Origin of the sequence: Pedobacter sp. B4-66 (assembly GCF_018492665.1) — a bacterium.
Classification (GTDB): Bacteria; Bacteroidota; Bacteroidia; order Sphingobacteriales; family Sphingobacteriaceae; genus Pedobacter.
This window is the reverse complement of record NZ_JAFVME010000017.1, coordinates 44,485-68,439: the sequence shown is the minus strand read 5'-3', so window position 1 is coordinate 68,439 and position 23,955 is coordinate 44,485. Positions and strand designations below refer to the sequence as shown.

Here is a 23,955-nt window from a genome sequence, read left to right as displayed (position 1 = left end):
AATGAAGATATTTCTGATTGGATTTATGGGTTGTGGTAAAAGTACTTTAGGCAAAAAATTAGCTTCAAAGTTAGGGTTTGATTTTATTGATCTTGACCAGGTGTTTGAAGATCAGATTGCCTCTAGCATTGGAGAATATTTTGCTGCCAATGGAGAGGATGCATTTAGAGCTCTGGAAAGTAAAGTACTTAAAGAACATAACTATCCTTCAGACTGTGTTGTTGCAACTGGTGGCGGCGTTCCATGTTATTTTGATAATATGGAATGGATGAATAATAATGGAATTACTTTTTATATAGAAATGCCGCCGATTGCCTTAGCCAAGAGATTGGAGAAAGGTAAAGAAAAACGTCCTTTGTTAAGAGATATGAGTGAAGAGCAACTCATCAAATTTATAGAATCGAAACTTACAGAAAGAGATAGCTTCTATAAACGTGCTGCTTTAATCGTGGATGGAATTAACCTGACCCCCGATAGAGCATTAGCTCAGCTATCTCAAGGCTTCTAAATCCTGATTGGTTTGCTTTTCTACTTCCAGCACAGCGAATTTAATTGCTGAACCTATCCTTGTTGTTTCTGTTTTTATAGGGATAGAAGGGATGGTGGCTAGTGCATCAGTATAGTATTTTCCCCAGGTTGATAAGATATGTTTTTCATCTTGTTTAGTAGATTTTCCGTTAGCAATGGCTTGTTTACTTAAGTCGAATTCTGTTTTTAATCGCTTTAAAGCTGCGGTTTTTACCTCATTAATGACAAATAATGCGGTGCTTTCATCAGCAGTTACAAGTGTATAAGCTGTAGTTAAAGCACTTATCCCTACGTTCTTCATAGTTGTGGCAGATACTTTATCTAATCGGTCATTGTCAGTATGGTAAAACACATCTGTAAAATGCCACATTAGTAAGCCAGGGATTTTACTTCTAATAAAGGGTGTATGATCGCTACCTCCTTCAAAAGGGTTATAATTAACCGTCCAGTTTACATGTCTGCCCTGGTCGCTGCAAATTTTCATAACCAGGTCATTGTAGTAGTGAGGGAAAAGATCATCTTCCTTTACATCGCCAGCTCCCCATTCGGTATGCTTGTCTTCACCTCGAGTCCATATTGCTGAAGGATCAGGCATCTTTTCTATGAGAAAAGATCCTCCTGTTTTTTCTGTGTTTTCACCTACCATATCGAGGCTCATCCCCCACATAATTCCATTTGCTCTTTCACTGTCTTCTTTAATGTAGCGTTGGGTTGATACAATTTCATCACCCCATAAAAAGGTTAATGTTCTTTGAGGTGTCAACTTTCCAGATTTTACTAAATCAGCAGTAAGCCTTGCCATTTCAGCCAGTGTACCAACACCTGATGCGTTGTCATTTGCTCCGGGCTCCTGAACATGGGCACTGTATACAAAACGTTCGTTAGGATTGGTACTGCCTTTTACATTGGCAATTATGGTTAGCTCATTTGAAGGATAGGTGTTTGTTTCGACTTTAACATTCAGTTTAACGGGTCCTTTTGCCAAAGCACTCTTTAAGCGTTCTTTAGCTTTGTATGATAGGTTAATGGCCCAGCCTTTGCCATCCGGATTATTAATCCCTGAAAATTGAATAGAAGTTTGATGCTTTTCCGGTTGTGTGTAGGTAGGCATTGAATACCCTAAAACACCTAATGCTCCTGAATTGATAGCCACATTGAACAGTCTGCCTGTTCCAATTTCAGAAAATACAATCTTACCTTTAATGTCTTTATCGTCAATTGAACTGATGTCTATAGGATTTAGATAAACTACTTCTGCTGTGGTACCTTCCGGAGGGGAAGAGGCAGAGCTTATCGTAATCATATTACGATTTGTTTTAAACTCAAGCAGTGGTTCTTGCTCTCCTTCAATGCTTACTATTGCATTAATTGGGTCCCATGCATTTTGTTTCATGGGACGTTTTTCAATGCGATAAGTTAATAATGCTTCCGACTCATTATTTTGCTCTTGCACAAATCCAGCTTTTTTTAACAGACCTTCTACGTAATAGATAGTTTCATTAAACCCCTTGTTTCCAGGCAAACGCCACCGCTGTTCCACAAAAGCTGTAGTTTCAATGGCGTTTTTTTCATTAAACCCATTACGGGTAAGGTCAAAATATGTTGATGTAGGATCTTGCGCAAAACTGTGCGAAGTATATAATAGCAATCCGGCAAGCAGTAGTCTTTTCATGCATGTAAAATATGCCGAAAGATACTAAGAATCATAGAATCGCTATTATATAAGCCTATTTATCTATTGATATCTTGTCTCTTTTTCATGGAGTGATCCACCGAGTAGGGGCCAGATCCAACAACCCAAAAAAGAACCAATAATAGCAATACGATAATTGATAGCCATAATTCGGAGTTCAAAGCTGAAAAACCATGCGACAGGTTTACAAAGAAAACGGCGCAGAGTAGTATTGGAATCTGTATTACAGATGCAAACCTTGTAACAAGTCCGATGGCAATTAGGAGGCCTCCAACCAGATGCACAAATCCAATGATGTGAACCGCTAGACTCGCCATCATTCCGGAAAAGCCAAATACGTTATTTTGCAATAACAAATTTTGAAGCGCTTCTGTATTGCTGACAATTGCAATGCCTTTGCTGAAAATGAGAATACCTAATGCAATACGGATAATGTCCAGCCATTTGGCATGATGTACATCGCCCCAGTGCTCGATTTTTTGAATAACAGTCATGATAATGCCTCCTATTTTATAATGGTCTATTAAAGCTAATTAAAATTGATTAAATAATCAATAGCAAGATATTAACAATCAATATATTATAATGTTTTCCAGGAAAGGTCAGCCTGGTTCTGTAGTATCGATGAAAATGAGGTTCTTCTTGGTAAATTCAGATAAGGGTAAGTCACTTTTGATAGGTATAATCCTTGTGGATGTGCGGGTGTAATTAATTCCGGAGTTTGCTTTGTGATCAGGTAACTTTCAAATTCATCTACAGTTAAAAGTCCTTTGCCTACTTTTAAAACTTGCCCCATGATAATCCTAATCATTTTGCTCAGGAAGCGATTTGAAGAGATCTGGAAGCGTAACTTATCTCCGCTGGGATCTACAGCAAGATTTGCCGACATGACATTGCAGATGGTGTGCTCGTATTTATCGGGACTGGTGCAAAAGGCTCTGTAATCTTTGTACTTTGGAAGTACATCGACTGCCTCTTTCATTTTATCAAAATGCAAATCTTGTAGCAAATAAAAAGAACTCAGCCCATTTAAAAATGGGTCTTTATAGGTGTGGATAAAGTAGTCGTACGATCTTTGGACGGCATCAAATCTGGCATGTTGTAAACCATCCATAGCAATGATGTCAAATATGGCAATATTGGCAGGTAGGAGTTTGTTTAATCTGAACATCAGATCGAAATCCCATTCGTGTTCTATATCCATATGGAAAAAGAATTGACTTGCATGTACATGCGCATCGGTTCTTCCGCAGCCATTAATAAATACTTCAGTTTTTAGCACCTGAGTAAGTGCTTTTTCAAGCACACCCTGTACGTTTAGTACTCCGGGTTGTTTTTGCCAGCCGTTATAATGTAATCCGTTGTAGCCAATATGGACAAAGTATCTCAATTTCTTATCTTCTAGATCGTTTGCTTAATTCATCAATTGGCATAGAAAGCATTCTGCCTACTGGTTGTTTCCCTTTGTATGTAATTACTCTCATTGTAGTTGCATCTTTTGGAGGCGTCATCTTTTCTGTGTACTTAGGGTAAAAGCGATCGGGGAATGAGTTATCAAAGCTGTAATAAATATCCAATCCTTGTACCTCGGTGCTTAATTCGATCATTAACTGTTTATCAGCCGATCTGCTTACGCTAAATATAGGGTCATAAACACTAGGGGCATATTTCGTTTCTGCTACGTCAAGCCTTTTAAAATGCTGCTCAACGCGATTAAAGAAATTGTTCCAGTTTTTCTTTTCAATTGGCGACCACACAGACTCGGCTATTGCCAGTCCTCTTGGCCAGGTCATATATTCTGCCTGACGGATGTTGTATACCTGTTCAGTCCAAAGGTTAGCTTGTCCGCCTTTGATGTATTTCTTGTCGACACCCGCAGGTATGGGATCAAACTCGTATGATTTGCTTAGCCTTAATGAAGCATATACTCTGGGCTCTGTAATAGCATCGGCCTGCATGTAATCGAGGTACGCATAAGTAGTAGGACTCATCACTACTTCGTGTTTTCTTTTGGCGGCTTCAATTCCGTATTTCATGCCTCTCCAGCTCATCACTGCAATGTTTTGAGGCATGTCTCCATCCAGAATCTCATCCCAGCCCATAAATTTCTTTCCTTTTGATTCCACAATCTTCTGAATGCGTTTTTCAAAATAGCCCTGAACCTGATGCATGTTCTTTAATCCTTCCTTTTTCATTAAGGCTTTAATGCTATCGCTTTTCTCCCAAAAATTGAAAGGAGCCTCGTCGCCACCCATGTGGATGTATTCGAAAGGGAATAATTGTGCTACCTGGGTTATTACTGTATCTAAAAAACTGTATACTTTTTCATTGGCAGGGCAAAGCGTATTGTCGACTAAAGCAATAGGAGGAGCACCTCTTGACCAGTCCATGATTCGCTCGCCTGAACGTACACGATAGTTCTCTGCACCCGGTGTGCATGAGAGCTCCGGATAAGATGCTATTGCCGCTAAACTATGACCTGGAACATCTATTTCGGGTAAAATATTTACAAATCTTTCTTTAGCATATTGCACCAGTTCTTTTATGTCGTCTTGTGTGTAAAAGCCACCATAATTCCGCGGTTCATCAGCGGATGGAGGGAAGAAGTTCCCAAATTCGCCAACCTTTTTTACATTCCAGGCACCAACATCAGTTAGTTTAGGAAAGCCTTTTATTTCTATTCTCCAACCTTCGTCATCGGTAAGGTGTAAATGCAGGACGTTATATTTATAGCGGACCATAGCATCGATGTATTGTTTCACCTCGGCTTTTGTAAAAAAGTGACGGGCAACATCAAACATTAAGCCTCTCCATCCAACACGAGGATAATCTATTATTTCTACACAAGGAGCTTTCCATGTTATGTCTTCAATGGCTTCTTTGCTCTCGATTTCTTTTGGAAATAGCTGAATAAGGCTCTGTACCCCATAAAATAACCCCGCAGGTTTGTTTGCTTTTATAGTGATGTGGTTTGGTGTTACTGACAGCTGATAACCTTCAGCACCTAATGCCGAGTTCTGCTTGTCATTTAAAATCAGATTAATGGTTGAGGAAGTAGAAGGGGTGCTGACCTCAGCCACATAACTTCCGGTAGGAATAGAAAGCCTTTCCTGTAAAAAAGTAACTACCTGTTTAACTTCCGGTATAGCCGGTGCTTGTATTACCACATTTGATGGAAGTACAAAGTATCCGTCACTTTTTATAACCGATACCGGTTCTGGGATAATTGCAATATCAGGTGCATTGTTTACGATGGCAATAGTTTCTGTAGTTGTTTCGGTGTTAGGAGCGTATTGACCAAATGCAGGAATACTTAAGAGACTTAGACATAACAGGTAAAAGGTATTTTTCATAATTGCCGCAATTTACAATTTTACTTAAGGGCATCGAGTACCCTGAACAATTTTTTGCTGATTCCGGAGCCGGAATAGTTGTTTATATTTATGACAATGATGTATTTATTTCCATTCTTGTCGGTGTAATAACCTGCATAGGCAGAAACGTCACTAATGCTCCCACTTTTAAGTCTCATTCCATTGTTTTCTGGAAGAGACTCGTAAAATATGGGAAACCAGCTTTCTTTTTGGCTCTGAAAAAGAACATTTGCCATAGCTGCGGTGGTTACTCTGGTAGCGGGTGATAGTCCACTGCCATCCATAATGTTTAAAGTACGACTATCTATTCCTTTTGCTGACCAGTAATTAATTACGGTTGCTGCTCCGTTTTGTGTAGTTGCTTCTTTTCCCGATTTCCAGGCAATGGTTTTTAATAAGTGTTCACCATATAGGTTTACGCTTTTTTTGTTAAACCAGTACACAATTTCGCCAAGGGTAGGGGAACTGATAGTAGCTAGTTTTTGTGTTACAGTTGGCATTGGCTTTTGCTCGACTGTTAACTGCCGTGCTGTTGTAGCTGTTTCAGAAGCAGCTATCCCAATACGATTTAAAGTGTCTTGCAATCTAAATGCTGCGTCAAAAGAAGGATCAGGGAGGGCGGCAGAAACTCCTGATTTTGAAATGCCTATTGCCCAGCTTCCTCTTAAGTAAGCTGTATTGCCTAGAGGGGGTAAATAAGAATAAACTTTATCACCCGTGCCTTGCGCACCTGCTTTAAGTTCGTTGACAAACTTAATATAAGGCATCTCAGGTACCGTTTTTAAGATACTTACGTTGTTTTCGGCTCTATTTGCCCTTAGGTGAATGTCAAATTGATTTTCTCTCCAACTAAGTGCAGATGCTCCCGCACCATAATAATTGCCAATATCTTGCCATATCCAGCCATCAGGAGTTGTTTGGCTACCCCATAAACTGTCATCACCTATAACTTTTCCTTCAATCTTTTTAATCCCAGCCGCTTTAATCACATTTACCCATTGATTTAAGATTACATTTTCCTTACTGCTTTCGTATCTCCATGAACCAAGGGTAGGATCTCCACCACCAACAATGATGAGGTTTCCTTTTAATGTCCCATCCGAATCAATTGTACCACTATAAGCCAATGTCGTTTGGTATTGAAAGTCTTTGCCCAATAGTCCGAATGCAGTAGCTGATGTAATAGTTTTTAAAGTCGAGGCCGTTGCAATGCCTATATTTTCATTTCTGCCAAATATGATTTGCCCGGTTTTAGCATCAAGTACACACAAGGATGTTAGTGCATAGCTAGCTTGTGGATCTGCAAGTAAGTTGTTAAAAGCTTGCTCTAGTTTTTGCGCAGGTGTTTGGGCTAGAACGATAACCGTGTTCAGAAAGAACAAAAGGAGTAAGAATGGTTTTTTAGACATAGTTTGGCAATCGGTATTCAAATAAAACGGTCGTAATCCTGAATTTATTTCAGGACCTCGGAACAGAAAGATGAGTCCTGCTATTCTGAGATCCTGACCTGCGTCAGGATGACGACCGCGTTATTGATCTAGTGGTACTAGATTTGTTAAAACTTATATCAGTTCACTTTTAACTAAATATTCCGCAATCTGTACGGCGTTTGTTGCAGCACCTTTACGTAAGTTGTCAGCTACGATCCACATGTTTAATGTATTTGGTAAAGACTCATCACGTCTGATCCTGCCTACAAATACTTCATCTTTCTCATGAGCATCTTTAGGCATAGGATATTTAAGGTTTGCCGGATCATCAACAACAATTATTCCTTCTGTTTTGGTTAGTAAGTCTCTTACATCAGCAAGATCGAAGTCGTTTTCAAACTCGATGTTAACTGATTCTGAGTGACCACCCATAACAGGAATACGTACTGTAGTAGCCGTAACTTTAATGTTGTCATCGCCCATGATCTTGCGTGTTTCAAGAATCATTTTCATTTCCTCTTTAGTGTATCCGTTTTCAGTGAACACATCAATTTGAGGGATAACATTTAAATCGATAGGGTATGCATAAGCCATAGGGCCATCAGTAATACCTTTACGCTCATTCATCATTTGCTCAACAGCTTTTACTCCGGTACCGGTAACTGACTGGTAAGTAGAAACTACAACGCGTTTGATTCTGTATTTATCATGAAGTGGTTTTAAAGCCACTACCATTTGTATGGTTGAACAGTTCGGGTTTGCAATGATCTTATCATCAATAGATAATTCACTTGCGTTAACTTCAGGAACGATCAATTTTTTTGAAGGATCCATACGCCAGGCTGATGAATTGTCAATCACTGTTGTACCTGCTTCTGCAAAAAGAGGTGCATATGTTAATGAGGTACCACCACCTGCAGAAAACAATGCGATATCTGGTCTCATTGCAATTGCAGTCTCCATATTTACAACAGCATACTTCTTATCCTTGAACGAAATCTCCTTACCAACACTCTTCTCAGATGCTACAGGGATCAATTCAGTTAACGGGAAGTTACGCTCTTCTAATACTTTTAACATTACGGTGCCTACCAAACCGGTGGCCCCAACTACTGCAATTTTCATTTTTTTCTAATTGTTTTTTACTTGTTTTTAATTAATTATAAAGGCTTTATGTTTAATAAGTCCCCAAAGATGTGAAATATTTCAGCATTAAGTAAATGTTTCTGCAAAGCAGGGTACTTATAAACAAAAAAGGGAAGTGATTTTTATAAACCACTTCCCTTTTGTTGTTAAGATATATCTTCTTAAACCAGTTCGCGATTTACGTAATCAAAGCTTTGCTTAATGCTTACAAAAGGATCCTTTGAGAAATTCTCCTGCTCAACAATTAAGTGTTTAAGTCCTGATTCCTTGGCGTGCTTATAGATGCTCTTAAAGTCGATTTTTCCACTTCCTACTTCTGTATTGATGGTGTTATCAGCTTTGTCCATATCTTTTACATGCCACATTACGAAACGGCCAGGGTGTTTTGCAAATAATGCAAGTGGATCATTTCCAGATCTTACAACCCAGTATAAATCCATTTCAAACTGAACATTTTTCTTGTCAGTTTCCTGAAGCAATATTTCGTATCCGGTAGTATCGCCTAGTTTATCAAATTCAAAGTTATGATTATGGTAACCTAGCTGTAAGCCAGATTTTGCACATAACTCTGCTGCTTCGTTTAATCTTGCCGCAACTTTTTTGTAACCATCAGCATCAGGTCTTAAAGATGCATCAAGATAAGGGCAAGTAAGGTACTCCATGTTCAGTGCAACCGCACCTTCAATCAGAGGCTTAACTTCGTCAAGGTTTCCACTTTTAATAAAGCCATCTAATCCGAAGTGACCACTAGGAGCTTTTAATCCATTAGCATCAAGCAAGGCTTTAAATGATTTTGCATCCAAGCCCCAATATCCTGCTTCAGCAGTATAACCATAAGTTTCAACTTCCTTATATCCTGCCTTTGCTACTTTCTCTATTACACCTTTTACGTCTTTAGGTAATAGATCTCTTAGCGTGTAAAGTTGTAAACCTATTGGATGAGCAGGTCCGGCTGGAGTACCGCTGCAAGCAAAAGAAGGTAATAATGCAGCACCTGCTACAGCAATACCTGCCTGTTTAATAAAATTTCTTCTAGAATTCATATTTTTTGAATTATACGTCACAAATATTTACTGCTTCTCTTAACGATTTTATACCGTCTTTGTTTTTCGGGATAAATTCCTGAGCCAGGTATCCTTTGAAACCCGTTGCAACAATAGCTTTAATAACCGCAGGATAAAATAATTCCTGAGTATCATCAATCTCATGTCTTCCCGGTACACCAGCAGTATGGTAATGAGAAATGTACTGATGGTTATTTTGTATCGTACTGATTACATTTCCCTCATCAATTTGCATGTGGTAAATATCGTAAAGTAATTTAAAGTTTTCAGAACCTAGTCTTTTGCAAAGTTCAACACCCCAGGGAGTATTGTCACATTGATAATCTTTATGGTCAACTTTACTGTTCAATAGTTCCATAACAACTATTACATTATGCTTTTCAGCAATAGGGAGTATTTGTTTTAAGCCATCTACACAGTTTTTCCAACCTGTCTCATTATCTTTTCCTCTGCGAGCTCCACTAAAGCAGATTAATTGCGAATATCCGGCTTCAGCAACTCTTGGAATCATTTCTGAGTAGTTCTTAATCAGTGTTTCATGAAATTTAGGGTCATTCCATCCATCATCTATACTGATTTCTGCACCATTGCACATGGCAGAGTATAAGCCATGTTTTTTTAACGTAGGCCAATCTTTTGGCCCAACAATGTCTATGGCTTTAATCCCGATTTTTTTGGCTTCAATACATAAAGTATCAAGGTCGATATTGCCGAAGCACCAACGACAAACAGAGTGGTTCACATTTCCTTTTAACATAGTTGACTGATATGGCTCAAGCGCAAAGGCCGGCAGAGCTGCCGAAACACCTAAAGCGGCGGTTCCGGCAACAATATTCTTCAGTGCAGATCTCCTGCTTAATTCTGGTTCCATTGTTTTAATTATCTAAGTTTTGATTTGGTTCAAATAGATTAATGGGCGATTGCTTCGTCTTCAATTTTCTTTTTATCGTTGAAGGTTAAAGCAAACAATAAGAAAACTACCAACGCAATACCAGATGGGATTAGCCAAACCATTTTCCAGTCGGCAGCACCATTAGCACCTTTGTAGGTATCTGTAATCCATCCTGCAACTTCAAATCCGATAAGCATACCCACACCATATGTAGCTAAGGTAATTAATCCCTGAGCAGCACTTTTATATCTTTCACCAGCTTTTGAGTTGGTGTAGATCTGTCCTGATACAAAGAAGAAATCATAGCAAATACCGTGTAAAGCAATGCCAATTAAGATCATAAAGCTGAGCTCTCCTGCATTTCCGTAGGCAAATAACAAGTACCTAACAGACCACGCAAGCATACCCACAAGGATAGTTTTCTTGAATCCGTATTTCTTAAAGAAGAAAGGAATTAGTAGTAAAAACAACGCTTCTGAAATCTGGCCTATTGCCATTTTACCTGTTGGGCCTTCAACACCGATATTAGATAAGAAAGGGTGTGCATTTTGATAATAGAATGCCAGAGGGATACAAATAAGGATAGCAGAAACGAAAAATATAGCAAAGTTTTTGTCCTTTAATAATTTCAATGCGTCAAGACCTAAGATATCACCAATTTTTACCTTTTCACCTGCAGCTACTTTTGGTGGAGTTTTAGGTAGTGTGAAACTAAATAAGCCTAAAGCTAATGAAGCAATACCGGCCATAAGGAATGTGTTTTTCAATAAACCTGCAGATAAAGCTTCAGGTGAATCCCAAATAAACACGTAACTGATAATTAATCCGGCAGCGATCCAGCCAATAGTCCCCCAGATTCTAATATTAGAAAACTCTTTTTCAGGATCTTTCATTTGGTTAAATGAAACTGAATTTACCAAAGCAAGCGTCGGCATATAAAGAATCATGTAGCTTAATACGTAAGGATAAAAAACAGAGATATCTGTAGCAGTGTACATTTGATACATCAATGCAGCTCCAAGAAGGTGTAAAACACCCAGGATTTTTTCAGCATTGAAAAATCTATCAGCGATTAGGCCAATAATGAAAGGGGCTACAATAGCTCCCCATGATTGGGTAGAAAAAACAGCAGCAGTTTCTGAACCTGAAGCAGAAAGATTCTTGTCCAGAAAGGTACCTAAAGTAACAAACCATGAGCCCCAGATAAAAAATTCCAGGAACATCATGATTGAAAGTTTGACACGGTTGGTCGTATTCATGTTGGGTTTTTATTAATCTTTAAAAGTATAAATTACAGTTCTTTAATCATAATGTTACGGTACCAAACAGCATCTCCGTGATCCTGAAGAGCTATTTTTCCTGATTTGAAAGTTCCAAAACCGTCCCATCCACCAAATTTACTTTTTGATACCATGTTTTTCCAGTTTTCATCCCAAAGAGTAGTAGTTACCACTTTAACGCCATTAAGCTTTAATTCAAGGGCTCCGTTATTACTGATTACTTCAGCTGTATTCCATTCTCCAACAGGTTTTACCGGTTCAGAGTTGCTTTTAACAAGATCATACAAATCTCCCGCTCTGTGCTTGGTTATTTTTCCGTCCGGGTGACCGTCGTTATCTAAAACCTGCATTTCTAAACCTGTACTATAAGTAGCACCATATTTTTTAGGGTCTTCATGTACATAGAAAATAATACCACTATTAGATTTAGGCGCTACTTTCCATTCCAGTTTTAAGTGGAAGTTACTGTATTCCTTATCTGTTACTAAATCACCTCCCCCTTCATTTTCTCCCTTAGGATCAAAAAGAAGTGTACCATTCTCTACTTTCCATTTACTACCGGCGGTTGTTTTTCCATAGGTGTGCCATCCGGCAGTGGTTTTACCATCAAATAGTTTGGTAAAACCCTTTGTACTTTTTTGACTTTTTGTGCTACTGCAGCTCATTATTGTAGTTAAGATAAGCGCAGAGAAAATGTAGTTTTTCATTATATGTTTTAAAATGTTCTTTATTTATTATGCTCCCAATGTCCAGCCTTTGCGATATTCACGTTTCACGAATTGGTTCACATCATCCAGGTTAGTAACCTTCATCTGGTCATTATCCCAAAGTAATTTGATATTACGACCAGGGTATGAGATTTTTCCTTCACTGTTTTTACGTTGAACATCAACACCACGAATAGCAAGGTTTGCCATTAATAAAGCTTCAGTAAGTGGGCCTGCAATTTCAAAAGGAGAACTTACTTCTTGTTTGCCATAACCGGCAATAGCAGCTTCAACCCATTGTTTGTAGTGACCACTTGAACCGCCTTGTACACGAGCAAATTTTTGTGCTACCTTGATGTCTTTGTTTTTGGTTAATGGTAATAATTTTGGATTTGCGCTATAAGTTTCGCACATCATTTTACCTTTTGTACCAACAAATAAGGTTCCGTTACCTCCGTCGCCAAATGTTTCGTTTGCTTGTAACTCTTCTGGTCTTTCAGGTTGGATACCACCATCCATCCAGTGAACAGTAACATCACCTTTGGTTTTGGTTGTTTTAGGGAATTTTAAGGTTACATGGCTTGATGGAGGACAGCTATCAGGGAAATATCCTCTTTTAAACTCATCCACATATACAGAACCAACACTAGCTTGAACTTCGTTCGCATATTTTAAATTTAAAACACTGAACGGAGCTTCAAGCAAGTGGCAGCCCATATCACCAAGTGCACCAGTACCGTAATCCCACCAGCCACGCCAGTTAAACGGGACCAATTTGTCTACATAATCTTTGTATGGAGCAGTACCTAACCAAAGATCCCAATCAAGATCTGATGGTACCTGAGCTTTATTAGCCGACCATGGAATACCCTGAGGCCATACCGGACGATCTGTCCATGCATAAACTGTGTGTACATCTCCAATCAATCCTGCATCATACCATTCTTTCATTTGTCTCGGTCCATCGTTAGATGCACCTTGATTTCCCATTTGGGTAACCACTTTATATTTTTTAGCAGCAGCAGTTAAAGCTCTTGCCTCATAAATATCATGAGTTAAAGGTTTTTGCACATACACATGTTTACCTAATTGCATTGCTGCAAGGGCAATAATGGCATGGTTATGATCTGGAGTAGAAACAGAAACAGCATCAAAATTTTTAGCTTCTTTATCCATCAACTCGCGCCAGTCTCTGTAATATTTAGCTTTAGGGAAAGCTTTTACGCTTGCTGCAGCTCTTGAATCATGCACGTCACATAAGAAACCGATATCGGCTTTTCCACTTTTTGCAAATTCAGCAATATCAGACTGACCTTTTCCGCCTGCACCAATTCCTGCTACAATTAATCTGTCGCTAGGAGCTAAAAATCCTTTTCCGCCCAAAACATGACGCGGAACTATCATAAATGCAGAGGCAGCAATGGCTGATGTTTTTAGAAAGCTACGTCTGTTTGTAGCATTTTGATCCTTTTTTGTTTCTTCCATGGTTCTATTTGGTTAGGTAGGTTGAATTATTTTTTAAGTGATAAAATATATTTTACCATTTCTTTTGCATCGTCTTTACTTATTCCTGGGTGAGGAGTCATTGGAATTGCACCCCAAACGCCTTGTCCACCAGCAATGATTTTGTCAGCAAGGTGTTCAATATTCTCGTCAGTTGCAGGATATTTACCAGCCACATTTACATAAGCAGGACCAACAAGTTTTTGAGTTTTACTGTGACATGCAAGACAGTCAGATTTAGCAATTAGTGCTTCACCTTTCATTTTTGCAGCAGGTGCAGGTGCTGTTTCAACAGCAGGAGCAGCTTCTTTTGTCTCAGTTGAAGCAGCGGGTGGTGCCTCAACAGTTACTGTTGCTTTTGCTGATGTGTCTGTTGTAGCATGCGTTTCAGTAGAAGCAGAATCTGCAGCTTTATTCGCAGCAGCTCTTTCTTCCGGACTTGCACATGAGGCCATAAAGAGTGCTAAACAGCCTAAACCTAATAGTGTTCTTTTCATTGTTGTGTTGTATTAATTATAAACCTAAAATTCTATTATTGAAATCATCATCACCTCCGGAAGCAGCGAAATCATCGAATGCTTTATTGGTTACTTTAATGATATTCTTTTTAATGAATTCAGCACCTTCTCTGGCGCCAACTTCAGCATCCTTAATGCAGCATTCCCATTCCATTACTGCCCATCCTTTGTAATCATACTGCGCAAGTTTACTAAATATGGTTTTGAAATCTACTTGTCCATCACCAGGAGAACGATACCTTCCGGCACGGTTTGCCCAACTCTGATAACCACCAAATGTTCCTTGTTTACCTGTAGCATTAAATTCAGAATCTTTAACATGGAATGCTTTTATACGCTCATGATAAAAATCGATATACTGGATATAATCAAGTTGTTGTAATACAAAGTGAGATGGATCGTAAAGTAAGCAGGCACGTGGGTGATTGTTTACTTTTTCGAGGAACATCTCATAAGTGATACCATCAAAAAGATCTTCTCCCGGGTGTATTTCGTAACAAACATCTACACCACAAGTATCAAACTCATTTAATATTGGAGTCCACCTTTTTGCAAGTTCAGTAAAAGCAGCGTCTACTAATCCTTCAGGGCGTTGAGGCCATGGATGGAACATATGCCATAATAGTGAACCACTAAAGGTAGCGTGTGCATTTAAACCAAGATTCTGAGAAGCTTTTGCTGCATATTTTAATTGCTGCACAGCCCATTCAGTTCTTGCTTTAGGATTGTTTTTATACTGCTCAGGAGCAAAAGCATCAAAAGCAAGGTCATATGCCGGATGTACGGCAACTAACTGACCTTGTAAGTGAGTTGATAGCTCAGTGATTTCCAATCCGTATGATCTAACCTTTCCGGTTAATTCATCAGCATAGGTTTTGCTTTCGGCTGCTTTTTGAAGGTCAATAAACCTTGCGTCAAGCGTGGGTACCTGGATACCCTTAAAGCCTAAGCCTGCCGCCCATTCACAAATAGCATCTAAAGAATTAAATGGAGCCTCGTCACCAATAAATTGGGCAAGAAAAACTCCGGGGCCTTTAAGTGTCGTCATGATGTTTCTTTATATTTTAAAATCCGACCATTTTTGATCTGACTGGCTAGAAGCCACTACGGTGTCAATAAATGCCATACCTCTTACACCATCTTCCACTTTAGGGAAATCAAGCATAGCTTCGGTAGGAGTTGTTCCATGAATTTTTGCAGAAACAGTTAATGCAAAATTTCTGTAGATATTAGCAAATGCCTCTAAGTAACCTTCTGGGTGACCGCCCGGTACACGAGTGTTGTGTTTAGCAATATCAGAAAGGTAAGCCTGACCAGCACGATAAATTTGTGCAGGCTCATTAAGCCATTTTAAAGTAAGGGTATTAGGCTCTTGCTGATTCCATTCTAAACCGCCTTTTTCGCCATATACTCTAATTTTTAATGCATTTTCTTCACCAGCAGCAACCTGAGATGCAACCAATACACCATTTGCTCCATTGTCGAATTTAAGCAAAACGTTTCCATCATCATCAAGACCTCTGCCTTCAACAACAATGTTCAAATCGGCGCATAATTTAGTGATTTTAGCACCAGAAATATACTCAGCTAATTGTGCAGCGTGAGTACCTATATCGCCCATGCAACCGCTTTTTCCACTTTTCTTAGGGTCTGTACGCCAAGCAGCGCCAGCATTTCCTTCTCTTTCAGTAAGTGTACTTAACCAACCTTGAGGATATTCAACTAATACTTTTCTGATAGCACCTAGTTTTCCCTCTTTAACCATTTGTTTGGCTTGTTTTACCATTGGGTAGCCAGAGTAGGTATGAGTTAAGCATAAAATCAAACCTGTTTCTTCTACTTTTTGTTGAAGCAATTTAGCTTCTTCAAGAGATAAAGCGATTGGTTTTTCAATTACCACGTTAAACCCATGATCTAATGCCATCATTGCAGGAGCAAAGTGAGCAAAATTTGGGGTAACAATTGTTACAAAGTCAATACGTTTGTCGGCGGGCAATTTACTTTCCTTTTCGATCATCTCCTCAAAGTTCATATAAACCCTGTCTTCCGGTAGGAATAACATCTCGCCAGATTCTTTGGCAATTTCTGGGTTAATACTCAATGCTCCGCAGCAAAATTCTACCTGGCCGTCAATGTTAGCGGCAATACGATGAACTGCACCGATAAACGCGTCTTTACCGCCGCCTACCATGCCCATTCTAATTTTTCTTGTTTTCATTAAATGTTACCTTTTTTTAATTCACTAACAGCAAAATCACAAGCCCTTGCTGTTAAAGCCATATATGTTAATGATGGATTCTGACATGCAGCTGAAGTCATGCAAGAACCGTCTGTTACAAATACATTTTTTACCTCATGCATCTGATTCCATTTGTTTAATACTGAAGTTTTTGGATCATGTCCCATACGGGCAGTTCCCATTTCGTGTATAGCCATACCCGGAGCAGATCCATTGTCATAAGTTTTTACGTCTTTAATTCCTGATGCTTCAAGCATTTCTGCAGCATCATTCATCATGTCAACACGCATTTTTTGTTCGTTATCTTTAAACTCGCAATCAATAGCCAATACAGGTTGACCCCATTTGTCTTTCTTGCTTTTGTCTATATAAACACGGTTTTCGAAATATGGAAGAGATTCGCCGAAGCCTCCCAATCCCATGCTCCATGCACCAGGTGTAGTCATTTGATCTTTAAATTCTGCACCAAATGCCATTTCAGCAACATCGGCATGCCAGTTGCCTCTGCTTGCACCACCCTGATAACCAAAGCCCCTAACATAGTCACGTTTATCATTGCCCATGTTTCTATATCTAGGGATATAAATTCCATTAGCTCTGCGACCATAAGTGTATTTATCATCAAAACCTTCAGCTCTTCCCGAAGCACCACAACGGAAGTGGTGATCCATTAAGTTGTGGCCTAACTGTCCGCTGCCATTACCTAATCCTTCAGGGAATTCGGCAGATGTAGAGTTAAGCAATAGGAAAGTAGATCCTAAAGTAGACCCGTTTACGAAAACGATCTTTGCAAAATATTCTATAGTTTCTTTTGTTTCGGAATCTATTACTACAACACCTTTTGCTTTTTGAGTTTCTTTATCATAGATAATGGTATTTACTAATGAGAAAGGACGTAAAGTAAGGTTGCCTGTTGCCACAGCAGCAGGTAGGGTAGATGATTGAGTACTGAAATAAGCGCCAAAAGGACAGCCTCTGCTGCAAAGATTGCGGTATTGGCAAGAGCCTCTTCCTCCATGAGGAACAGTTAAATTGGCTGTGCGGCCAATTGTCATGATTCTTGACTTTTTCCACTTATCCTCAATACGTTTCTTTACATCTTTCTCAACACAGTTCATCTCCATTGGAGGTAAAAACTGTCCGTCAGGTAATGCTGGCCAGCCCTCTACTTGTCCGCTGATACCTGCAAATTTCTCTACATAATCGTACCATGGAGCAAGGTCTTTATATCTGATAGGCCAGTCTACACCATGCCCGTCTTTAAGATTGTCTTCAAAGTTAAGGTCGCTGAAACGGTAGCTCTGTCTGCCCCACATTAGTGATTTTCCACCAACATGAAACCCACGGTACCAATCGAAACGTTTGATCTCTGTATATGGACAATCATGATCATTTACCCAATAACTCTCATTGAATTCAGAGTATGGATAATCTCTTTTTTGTACCGGATGTTGTTCTTTTTGTGCTTCTGTTATTCTGCCACGGTGTTCAAACTCCCAAGGTTTTTTGGTAGCAGTAGTATAGTCTTTTATGTGCTCAATGTTTCTTCCTCTTTCAAGTAATAAAACTTTTAAGCCTTTTTCTGTAAGTTCCTTTGCTGCCCAACCGCCGCTAATTCCCGATCCTACAACAATGGCATCATATGTATTATTAGCTGTCGCTTTAACGTTTAAATTGCTCATTTTAATGTTATAAAAGGTTTATGCCCAAACTTTTTGACCAGGTTTTAAATCCACACAGCCGTCATAGCGGCCAGGGATATCAACGTAAGCCATTGCTTTTGTTGCTCCAATCTCGGAAGTGAAATAACCTAGTAAGGTTAAATCTCTGATGATAGAGAAGAAACGTGGTTCTGTTTTCGGCTTGTCTTTTGGTAGGATTGATGCAAAACCTTTTTGTTTTGCTGCATCTGCCTCTTTTTGCTTATCAAGAGTTTCTTGCTCTGCTTTGGTAGCGGCAATAGTCTCTTCTCTAAGTTTGCTAAGCAATTGTGTGCGTTGCTCAGGAGAAATTTCCAGGAAAGATTTTTGAAATTGATCTTTAGATTGTTTTTCAAGATCATCTAAGCCTTTTACAAATGTATTTTGCGCATCCTCAGGATAACAATCTTTTACCATTAATGCGATAAATGGGCCCACACCTGCCGCTTTTGCACCTGGCGAACTTGTGGTAGGAATAATGATGTCGGCAACTTCGGTAATCAGCTTAAGCTGTTCATCGGCAAATAAGTTGCCTTTGGTTTTAGTAGATGGTGAGTTGCAACTATCAAGAAATACTCCTATCGTAGTTGCAGATAAAGCTCCTCCCATTAGGAAGGCCATATTCCTCACTGCTTCTCGTCTGTCCATATTTGGCGGTTTAGGTGTTTTGGTGTATTCTAAGTGTGTTTTGTTTTGTAATATTAAGAAAAAATAAATAGTTAGTGTTCTAAATACACAATTAAAGTAAATATATAATGTTTTTGTTACTTAATAAAGGCAGTTTTAAAATTAACGAAAATCCATCTCTTTGAGTATCTGTATTTAGAGTTTTTGGCAAGTGAAAATGGTTATTGCAGTAAACATTTTTGAATAGGATTGTTCAATTATTTACTTTTGTCAAAATCCAAGTCAGTCATGGCAGAGAAAATAGTAGTATTAGGTTCTAACGGTCAGATAGGCACGGAGCTGGTAACGGCTCTACGCAAAGTGTACGGAGAGTCAAATGTAGTTGCGTGCGATATTCGCCGACCTGACTATGACATCAAAAACTCAGGGCCTTTTGAATTTGTAAATGTTCTGGAAAAAGATACTTTAAATTCTATTTTTCAGAAGTATAAACCTACACATGTTTATTTGTTGGCGGCATTGTTGTCGGCCACGGGAGAGCAAAATCCTAAGCTTGCCTGGGATTTAAATATGAATGGATTGCTTAATATTTTAGATCTGGCAATTACTTACCAAACGGCAAAGGTTTACTGGCCAAGTTCCATCGCTGTATTTGGGCCAAATTCACCTAAAGACAATACACCTCAGTTTTGTGTAATGGATCCTAATACAGTTTACGGAATTAGTAAACTTGCAGGAGAGCGCTGGTGTGAATATTATCACCAAAAATATAATTTAGATGTGCGCAGTATTCGCTATCCTGGTTTAATAAGCTGGAAAGCTGCACCGGGTGGAGGAACTACAGATTATGCCATCCACATTTTTCATGATGCATTAAAAAAAGGTACTTACGCATCATTTTTAAATGCTGCAACAGAGTTGCCGATGATGTATATGGATGATGCTATCCGCGGGACAATTGAATTGATGGATGCGGATGCTTCAAAAATTACTATTCGATCCAGCTATAATTTTGCAGGAGTAAGTTTTACACCAGAGATTTTAGCGGCTGAGATCAGAAAACATATTCCAGAATTTACATTAACTTACGCCGAAAATGACCCCCGTCAAAACATTGCAGATAGCTGGCCTAGGTCTATTGACGATAGTTATGCAATGAAAGAATGGGGATGGAAGCCAGAGTTTAATCTTGAAAGGCTTGCAATTGAAATGATTAATAATTTAAAAAAATAGTAGCTAGTAATGAAGGAGTAGATAGTAATTAGTACTTAGACTGGGTGCGTTTGGTAAATTTTCAACAATTCAATCCTGTCTAAGTGCTAACTACTAGATACTAAATAACCACCAAATAAAATAAAATGGGAAGAGCATTTGAGTTCAGAAAAGAAAGAAAATTTAAACGTTGGGCCAAAATGGCCGTACAATTTACCAGGATAGGTAAAGATATCGTGATGGCGGTGAAAGATGCTGGGCCTCATCCCGAAACAAATTCACGCTTACGTACTGCAATGCAAAATGCTAAAGCGGTAAATATGCCAAAAGACCGTGTAGAGGCAGCCATTAAAAGGGCTTCTGATAAAAGCATGGCCAACTATGAAGAAATCGTTTATGAAGGTTATGCGCCACACGGTGTAGCGGTACTGATTGAGACGGCTACTGATAATACCAACAGAACAGTTGCGAATGTGCGTAGCTATTTCAATAAAACAAATGGCACTTTAGGTAAAACAGGCTCACTGGATTTTGTGTTTAACAGAAAATCAATATTCAGATTTGTTCCTCCTGAGAACCTGGATTTGGAAGAACTGGAGTTTGAATTGATTGATGCAGGATTGGAAGAACTTTATGTGGAGGCTGATGAAGAGGGTAATGACATTGCGGTAGCACAAGGCCCTTTTGAAAACTTTGGAACACTGCAAAAAGCATTGGAAGAAAAAGGTCTCGAATTAAAAAGTGCCAAACTGGAACGTATCGCTTTATCTAGTCATGAAGTGACTGAAGAACAAGCTGCAGATGTACTGAAACTAATAGATAAACTGGAAGAGGACGATGACGTTCAAGCCGTTTATCACAATATGGCAGAATAAATTCTGCCATATAAAAACCCATTATTTCTGGTTAGATAATAACCATGACAACAGTTCAGGCTCTGCAAAGGCAGAGTCCCAACTGTTGTGATTCGCTTCAGGATACAGTGTTATTTTTGGAGTTTTTCCCAATACTTTTAATTGATCTGCAATTGAGGTTGATAGTGCTACCGGTACTACATCATCTTTTTCTCCATGAAAAATCCATAAAGGAACTTTTTTATACTTCTGAACATTGGCTATGTTGTCTCCCCCACAAATAGAAAAAGCAGCGGCAAATGTTCTGCGTTTACGTCTCAATAATTCGTAAGTACCCATGCCTCCCATAGATAAGCCGCCTATGTAAACCTTTTTATTATCAACATAAGGCTTATCCAAAAAGTTATCTATCATACCTAGCAGTGCATGCATGGCTTTAGTTGGTTTACCTCCGGGTTGGAAATTAAATTCTCGCTTGGAACCATCATTGCTTTCAAATTTAACATTTGCCCAAAAGCTATCATTGCTACACTGAGGGAATACGACTATAGCTGGGAACTTTTTACGAACACTTTCTTTCAAAAACAACTTGCCTCCATGAGTTAGTTGTTTCTCATTGTCATTGCCTCTTTCTCCGCTTCCATGTAAAACGAACAGGATTGGGTATTTCTGATTTGCATCAAAATTCTCAGGAAACAGAATTCTATAAGGAATGCTGTCCTTCCCTTTAATAAAACTCCCCGATTCATATTTCTTGAAATCTTGCGCCTTACTATTCAATCCCAATAGCAAAACTATAAGTGTGGTTAATTTAATCCTGTTCATGATACTAAACTATGAAATTTTATAGGCATTGGAGAATAGAACCATTGTTACTCGATTGATAATACTTAACGTAATATAAACTGACTCGTTTTTACATCTCTTGAATTTGTGCCGATAAACACTTTAAAATCTCCAGGTTCCGCTACAAATTTTAAATCAGAGTTAAAGAATTTCAGGTCATCAACCGTAATTTTGAAAGTAACTGTTTTGCTTTCCCCAGCCTTTAAGCTAATCTTTTCAAAATGCTTTAGTTCTTTAACCGGACGGGTAGAACTACCAACAAGATCTCTGATGTAAAGCTGAACTACTTCTTTTCCTTCTCTAGCTCCGGTATTTTTTACCACAACACTTGCGTTGATGGTTTCGCCAGCTTTAAAGCTACTTTTATCCAATTTTATATCACTATAATCAAAGGTGGTATAGCTCAATCCATATCCAAAAGGATACAACGGATCGTTGCTCACATCAATGTAATTAGAGCGGAATTTAGAAAACCATTTGCCATCTTCTAACGGGCGACCAGTATTTTTATGACTGTAGTATAAAGGTATCTGACCAACATTTTGAGGGAAAGTAGTAGTTAGTTTTCCCGAAGGATTAACATCACCAAATAATACATCGGTAATGGCTTTCGCTGCTTCTGTACCACCAAACCAAACATTAAGTATTGCTGGAACATTCTGGTTCTCCCAATTTAAAACTAATGGGCGACCGCTAAACAGAACCAATACAACCGGTTTTCCTGTTTTAAGTAAAGCTTGCAATAAACGTTTTTGAACCTGTGGAATTTCCAGGTCGGTACGGCTAGAGCTTTCGCCACTCATTTCTGAGCTTTCACCAAGAGCAGCAATAACAACATCAGCTTGTTTAGCTATATCAAGAGCTTCTTTGATCACTTCTTCTTCAGGACGATTGTCTCTTGGAATATCACGACCAAACATGGTTGCTCTTTTTTGATACTCTTCGTCGGCTAATAAGTTAGAACCCAAACTGTGTAATATTTTAACATCTGAACCCAAAGTAGCTTTCATTCCATCTAAAAGAGACGAAGTATTGGCTAAATCACTATTTACACTCCAGGTACCAGGCATATTAGAACCAGTGTTAGCCAAAGGCCCAATTAAAGCAACTGTACCAGTTTTTTTAAGAGGTAATGTTTGATTGTCGTTTTTTAACAATACAAATGATTGAGTTGCAGCCTCACGTGCAAATTGTAAATTCTCTGGTTTAAGTATTTCTGTTTTTGCACGCTCTTCGTTGCAATAACGGTATGGATCTTCAAATAAACCTAACTTATATTTAGCTTCTAACACAAGGCGGCAAGCATTGTCGATTTGTTGTGTTTTTACTTTTCCTTCTTGTACCGATTTTTTTAGGGTCGTTAAAAATCCTTCTCCAACCATATCCATATCAACACCAGCGTTTAATGATAAAGCAGATACAGCTTGTAAATCACCTAAACCATGGTCTATCAGTTCATTTACCGCGGTGTAGTCTGTAACAACAAAACCTTTAAAACCCCATTGTTTACGCAATAAATCCGTCATTAACCACTTGTTAGCAGTAGCAGGTACACCATTTATATCATTAAACGAAGTCATCACACTTCCGGCACCAGCATCAATAGCAGCTTTGTAAGGAGGGAGGTATTCGTTATACATTCTGTCCAAACTCATGTCTGTAGTGTTGTAATCTCTTCCAGCTTCTGCAGCGCCATATAAAGCAAAGTGTTTTACACAAGCCATCATGGTGTTGTATTTAGAAAGATCATCTCCCTGATAACCCTTAATCATAGCCTTGGCAATTTGGCTGCCTAAATAAGTATCCTCTCCTGATCCTTCAGAGATTCTTCCCCAACGAGGGTCTCTTGAAATATCAACCATTGGAGAGAAAGTCCAGTTTAGACCGTCAGCAGTGGCTTCAACTGCAGCTATACGGGCTGTTTTTTGTATCAGCGACATATCCCAGGTACAAGACAAAGCCAATGGAATAGGGAAGGTGGTTTTGTATCCATGGATCACATCCTGCCCAAAAATAATAGGGATTTTAAGTCTGCTTTGATTTACAGCAATCTCTTGAGCCTTACGGATTTTCTGAGGCGTTGTAAAGCTAAACATACCACCTACCTGGCCTTTTTTTATCTTACTTTCGACATCTGTACTTACTACTGATCCTGTGGTTGCTTCACCACCGGTTAGTAAATTAAGTTGACCTATCTTTTCATCTAAAGTCATTTTAGATAATAGATTACTGATAAAAGCATTCATCTTTTGATCAGCGGTGGAAACTTTTGTTTTCTGTTGCGCATATGTTGCGCTGGAACAGAAAAATATAGACAAGAATAGTAAGTGAGATGTTTTCAT

At 38.9% G+C, this 23,955-nt stretch carries 21 protein-coding genes; 3 read left to right on the top strand and 18 right to left on the bottom strand.

The genetic code is table 11. The features are described from left to right. The first annotated feature begins 1 nt into the window (after window position 1). Window positions 2-508, top strand: coding sequence for a shikimate kinase (locus J1905_RS22185; protein ID WP_214229396.1), 507 nt, complete (start codon window positions 2-4; stop codon window positions 506-508). Here the strand turns inward: J1905_RS22185 and J1905_RS22180 are convergent. The 16 genes from J1905_RS22180 to J1905_RS22105 form a co-directional block, all read right to left on the bottom strand. Next, window positions 491-2,200: a M28 family peptidase gene (locus tag J1905_RS22180; protein WP_214229395.1), complete on the bottom strand. Its 1,710-nt coding sequence runs from the start codon at window positions 2,198-2,200 to the stop codon at window positions 491-493. The genes J1905_RS22185 and J1905_RS22180 overlap by 18 nt on opposite strands. Window positions 2,201-2,259: 59 nt before the next feature. Beyond that, window positions 2,260-2,715: a DoxX family protein gene (locus J1905_RS22175; protein WP_214229394.1), complete on the bottom strand. Its 456-nt coding sequence runs from the start codon at window positions 2,713-2,715 to the stop codon at window positions 2,260-2,262. A gap of 86 nt (window positions 2,716-2,801) precedes the next feature. After that, complete coding sequence (locus tag J1905_RS22170; protein ID WP_214229393.1) at window positions 2,802-3,611, bottom strand: tRNA pseudouridine synthase A; 810 nt, start codon at window positions 3,609-3,611, stop codon at window positions 2,802-2,804. Window positions 3,612-3,615: 4 nt separating this feature from the next. Beyond that, window positions 3,616-5,574, bottom strand: coding sequence for a beta-N-acetylhexosaminidase (locus J1905_RS22165; RefSeq protein WP_214229392.1), 1,959 nt, complete (start codon window positions 5,572-5,574; stop codon window positions 3,616-3,618). A 20-nt stretch (window positions 5,575-5,594) separates the two neighbouring features. Next, complete coding sequence (dacB, locus tag J1905_RS22160; RefSeq protein ID WP_214229391.1) at window positions 5,595-7,004, bottom strand: D-alanyl-D-alanine carboxypeptidase/D-alanyl-D-alanine endopeptidase; 1,410 nt, start codon at window positions 7,002-7,004, stop codon at window positions 5,595-5,597. A gap of 153 nt (window positions 7,005-7,157) precedes the next feature. Next, window positions 7,158-8,150, bottom strand: coding sequence for an aspartate-semialdehyde dehydrogenase (locus tag J1905_RS22155; RefSeq protein ID WP_214229390.1), 993 nt, complete (start codon window positions 8,148-8,150; stop codon window positions 7,158-7,160). Window positions 8,151-8,332: 182 nt separating this feature from the next. Next, the gene (locus J1905_RS22150; RefSeq protein ID WP_214229389.1) at window positions 8,333-9,214 is read right to left on the bottom strand and encodes a sugar phosphate isomerase/epimerase family protein; all 882 of its coding nucleotides are present in this window, start codon (window positions 9,212-9,214) and stop codon (window positions 8,333-8,335) included. 10 nt (window positions 9,215-9,224) lie between these two features. Further along, complete coding sequence (locus J1905_RS22145) at window positions 9,225-10,106, bottom strand: hydroxypyruvate isomerase family protein (RefSeq protein WP_173093694.1); 882 nt, start codon at window positions 10,104-10,106, stop codon at window positions 9,225-9,227. Window positions 10,107-10,144: 38 nt separating this feature from the next. Then, a complete protein-coding gene (locus J1905_RS22140; RefSeq protein WP_214229388.1) occupies window positions 10,145-11,386 on the bottom strand; it encodes a nucleoside permease in 1,242 nt (413 codons plus the stop codon). A 32-nt stretch (window positions 11,387-11,418) separates the two neighbouring features. Continuing rightward, entirely contained in the window at window positions 11,419-12,114 is a 696-nt protein-coding gene (locus J1905_RS22135) for a 3-keto-disaccharide hydrolase (protein WP_214229387.1), read from the bottom strand. Between the two features lie 27 nt (window positions 12,115-12,141). Then, window positions 12,142-13,599 carry a Gfo/Idh/MocA family protein gene (locus tag J1905_RS22130; RefSeq protein WP_214229386.1) on the bottom strand — a complete coding sequence of 486 codons (1,458 nt, stop codon included), beginning with the start codon at window positions 13,597-13,599 and terminating at the stop codon, window positions 12,142-12,144. A gap of 26 nt (window positions 13,600-13,625) precedes the next feature. Beyond that, window positions 13,626-14,114, bottom strand: a complete 489-nt coding sequence (locus J1905_RS22125; protein WP_214229385.1) for a c-type cytochrome — start codon at window positions 14,112-14,114, stop codon at window positions 13,626-13,628. A 16-nt stretch (window positions 14,115-14,130) separates the two neighbouring features. Continuing rightward, window positions 14,131-15,183, bottom strand: coding sequence for a sugar phosphate isomerase/epimerase family protein (locus J1905_RS22120; RefSeq protein ID WP_173093701.1), 1,053 nt, complete (start codon window positions 15,181-15,183; stop codon window positions 14,131-14,133). A 9-nt stretch (window positions 15,184-15,192) separates the two neighbouring features. Further along, window positions 15,193-16,353 (bottom strand): Gfo/Idh/MocA family protein, encoded by a 1,161-nt coding sequence (locus J1905_RS22115; protein WP_173093703.1) that lies wholly within the window; start codon window positions 16,351-16,353, stop codon window positions 15,193-15,195. Beyond that, a complete protein-coding gene (locus J1905_RS22110; protein ID WP_214229384.1) occupies window positions 16,353-18,056 on the bottom strand; it encodes a GMC oxidoreductase in 1,704 nt (567 codons plus the stop codon). The genes J1905_RS22115 and J1905_RS22110 overlap by 1 nt, the downstream gene beginning before the upstream one ends. Before the next feature lie 18 nt (window positions 18,057-18,074). Continuing rightward, the gene (locus tag J1905_RS22105) at window positions 18,075-18,722 is read right to left on the bottom strand and encodes a gluconate 2-dehydrogenase subunit 3 family protein (protein ID WP_214229383.1); all 648 of its coding nucleotides are present in this window, start codon (window positions 18,720-18,722) and stop codon (window positions 18,075-18,077) included. 267 nt (window positions 18,723-18,989) lie between these two features. Here J1905_RS22105 and J1905_RS22100 point away from each other — a divergent pair, with 267 nt between their 5' ends. Next, on the top strand, window positions 18,990-19,934 hold the full coding sequence (locus tag J1905_RS22100) for an NAD-dependent epimerase/dehydratase family protein (RefSeq protein ID WP_214229382.1): 945 nt from the start codon (window positions 18,990-18,992) through the stop codon (window positions 19,932-19,934). A gap of 125 nt (window positions 19,935-20,059) precedes the next feature. After that, complete coding sequence (locus J1905_RS22095; RefSeq protein WP_214229381.1) at window positions 20,060-20,788, top strand: YebC/PmpR family DNA-binding transcriptional regulator; 729 nt, start codon at window positions 20,060-20,062, stop codon at window positions 20,786-20,788. 21 nt (window positions 20,789-20,809) lie between these two features. On the opposite strand, the gene J1905_RS22090 is transcribed toward J1905_RS22095, so the two are convergent. Continuing rightward, window positions 20,810-21,592 carry a carboxylesterase family protein gene (locus J1905_RS22090; RefSeq protein WP_214229380.1) on the bottom strand — a complete coding sequence of 261 codons (783 nt, stop codon included), beginning with the start codon at window positions 21,590-21,592 and terminating at the stop codon, window positions 20,810-20,812. Window positions 21,593-21,657: 65 nt separating this feature from the next. Beyond that, window positions 21,658-23,955: a beta-glucosidase BglX gene (bglX, locus tag J1905_RS22085; protein WP_214229379.1), complete on the bottom strand. Its 2,298-nt coding sequence runs from the start codon at window positions 23,953-23,955 to the stop codon at window positions 21,658-21,660.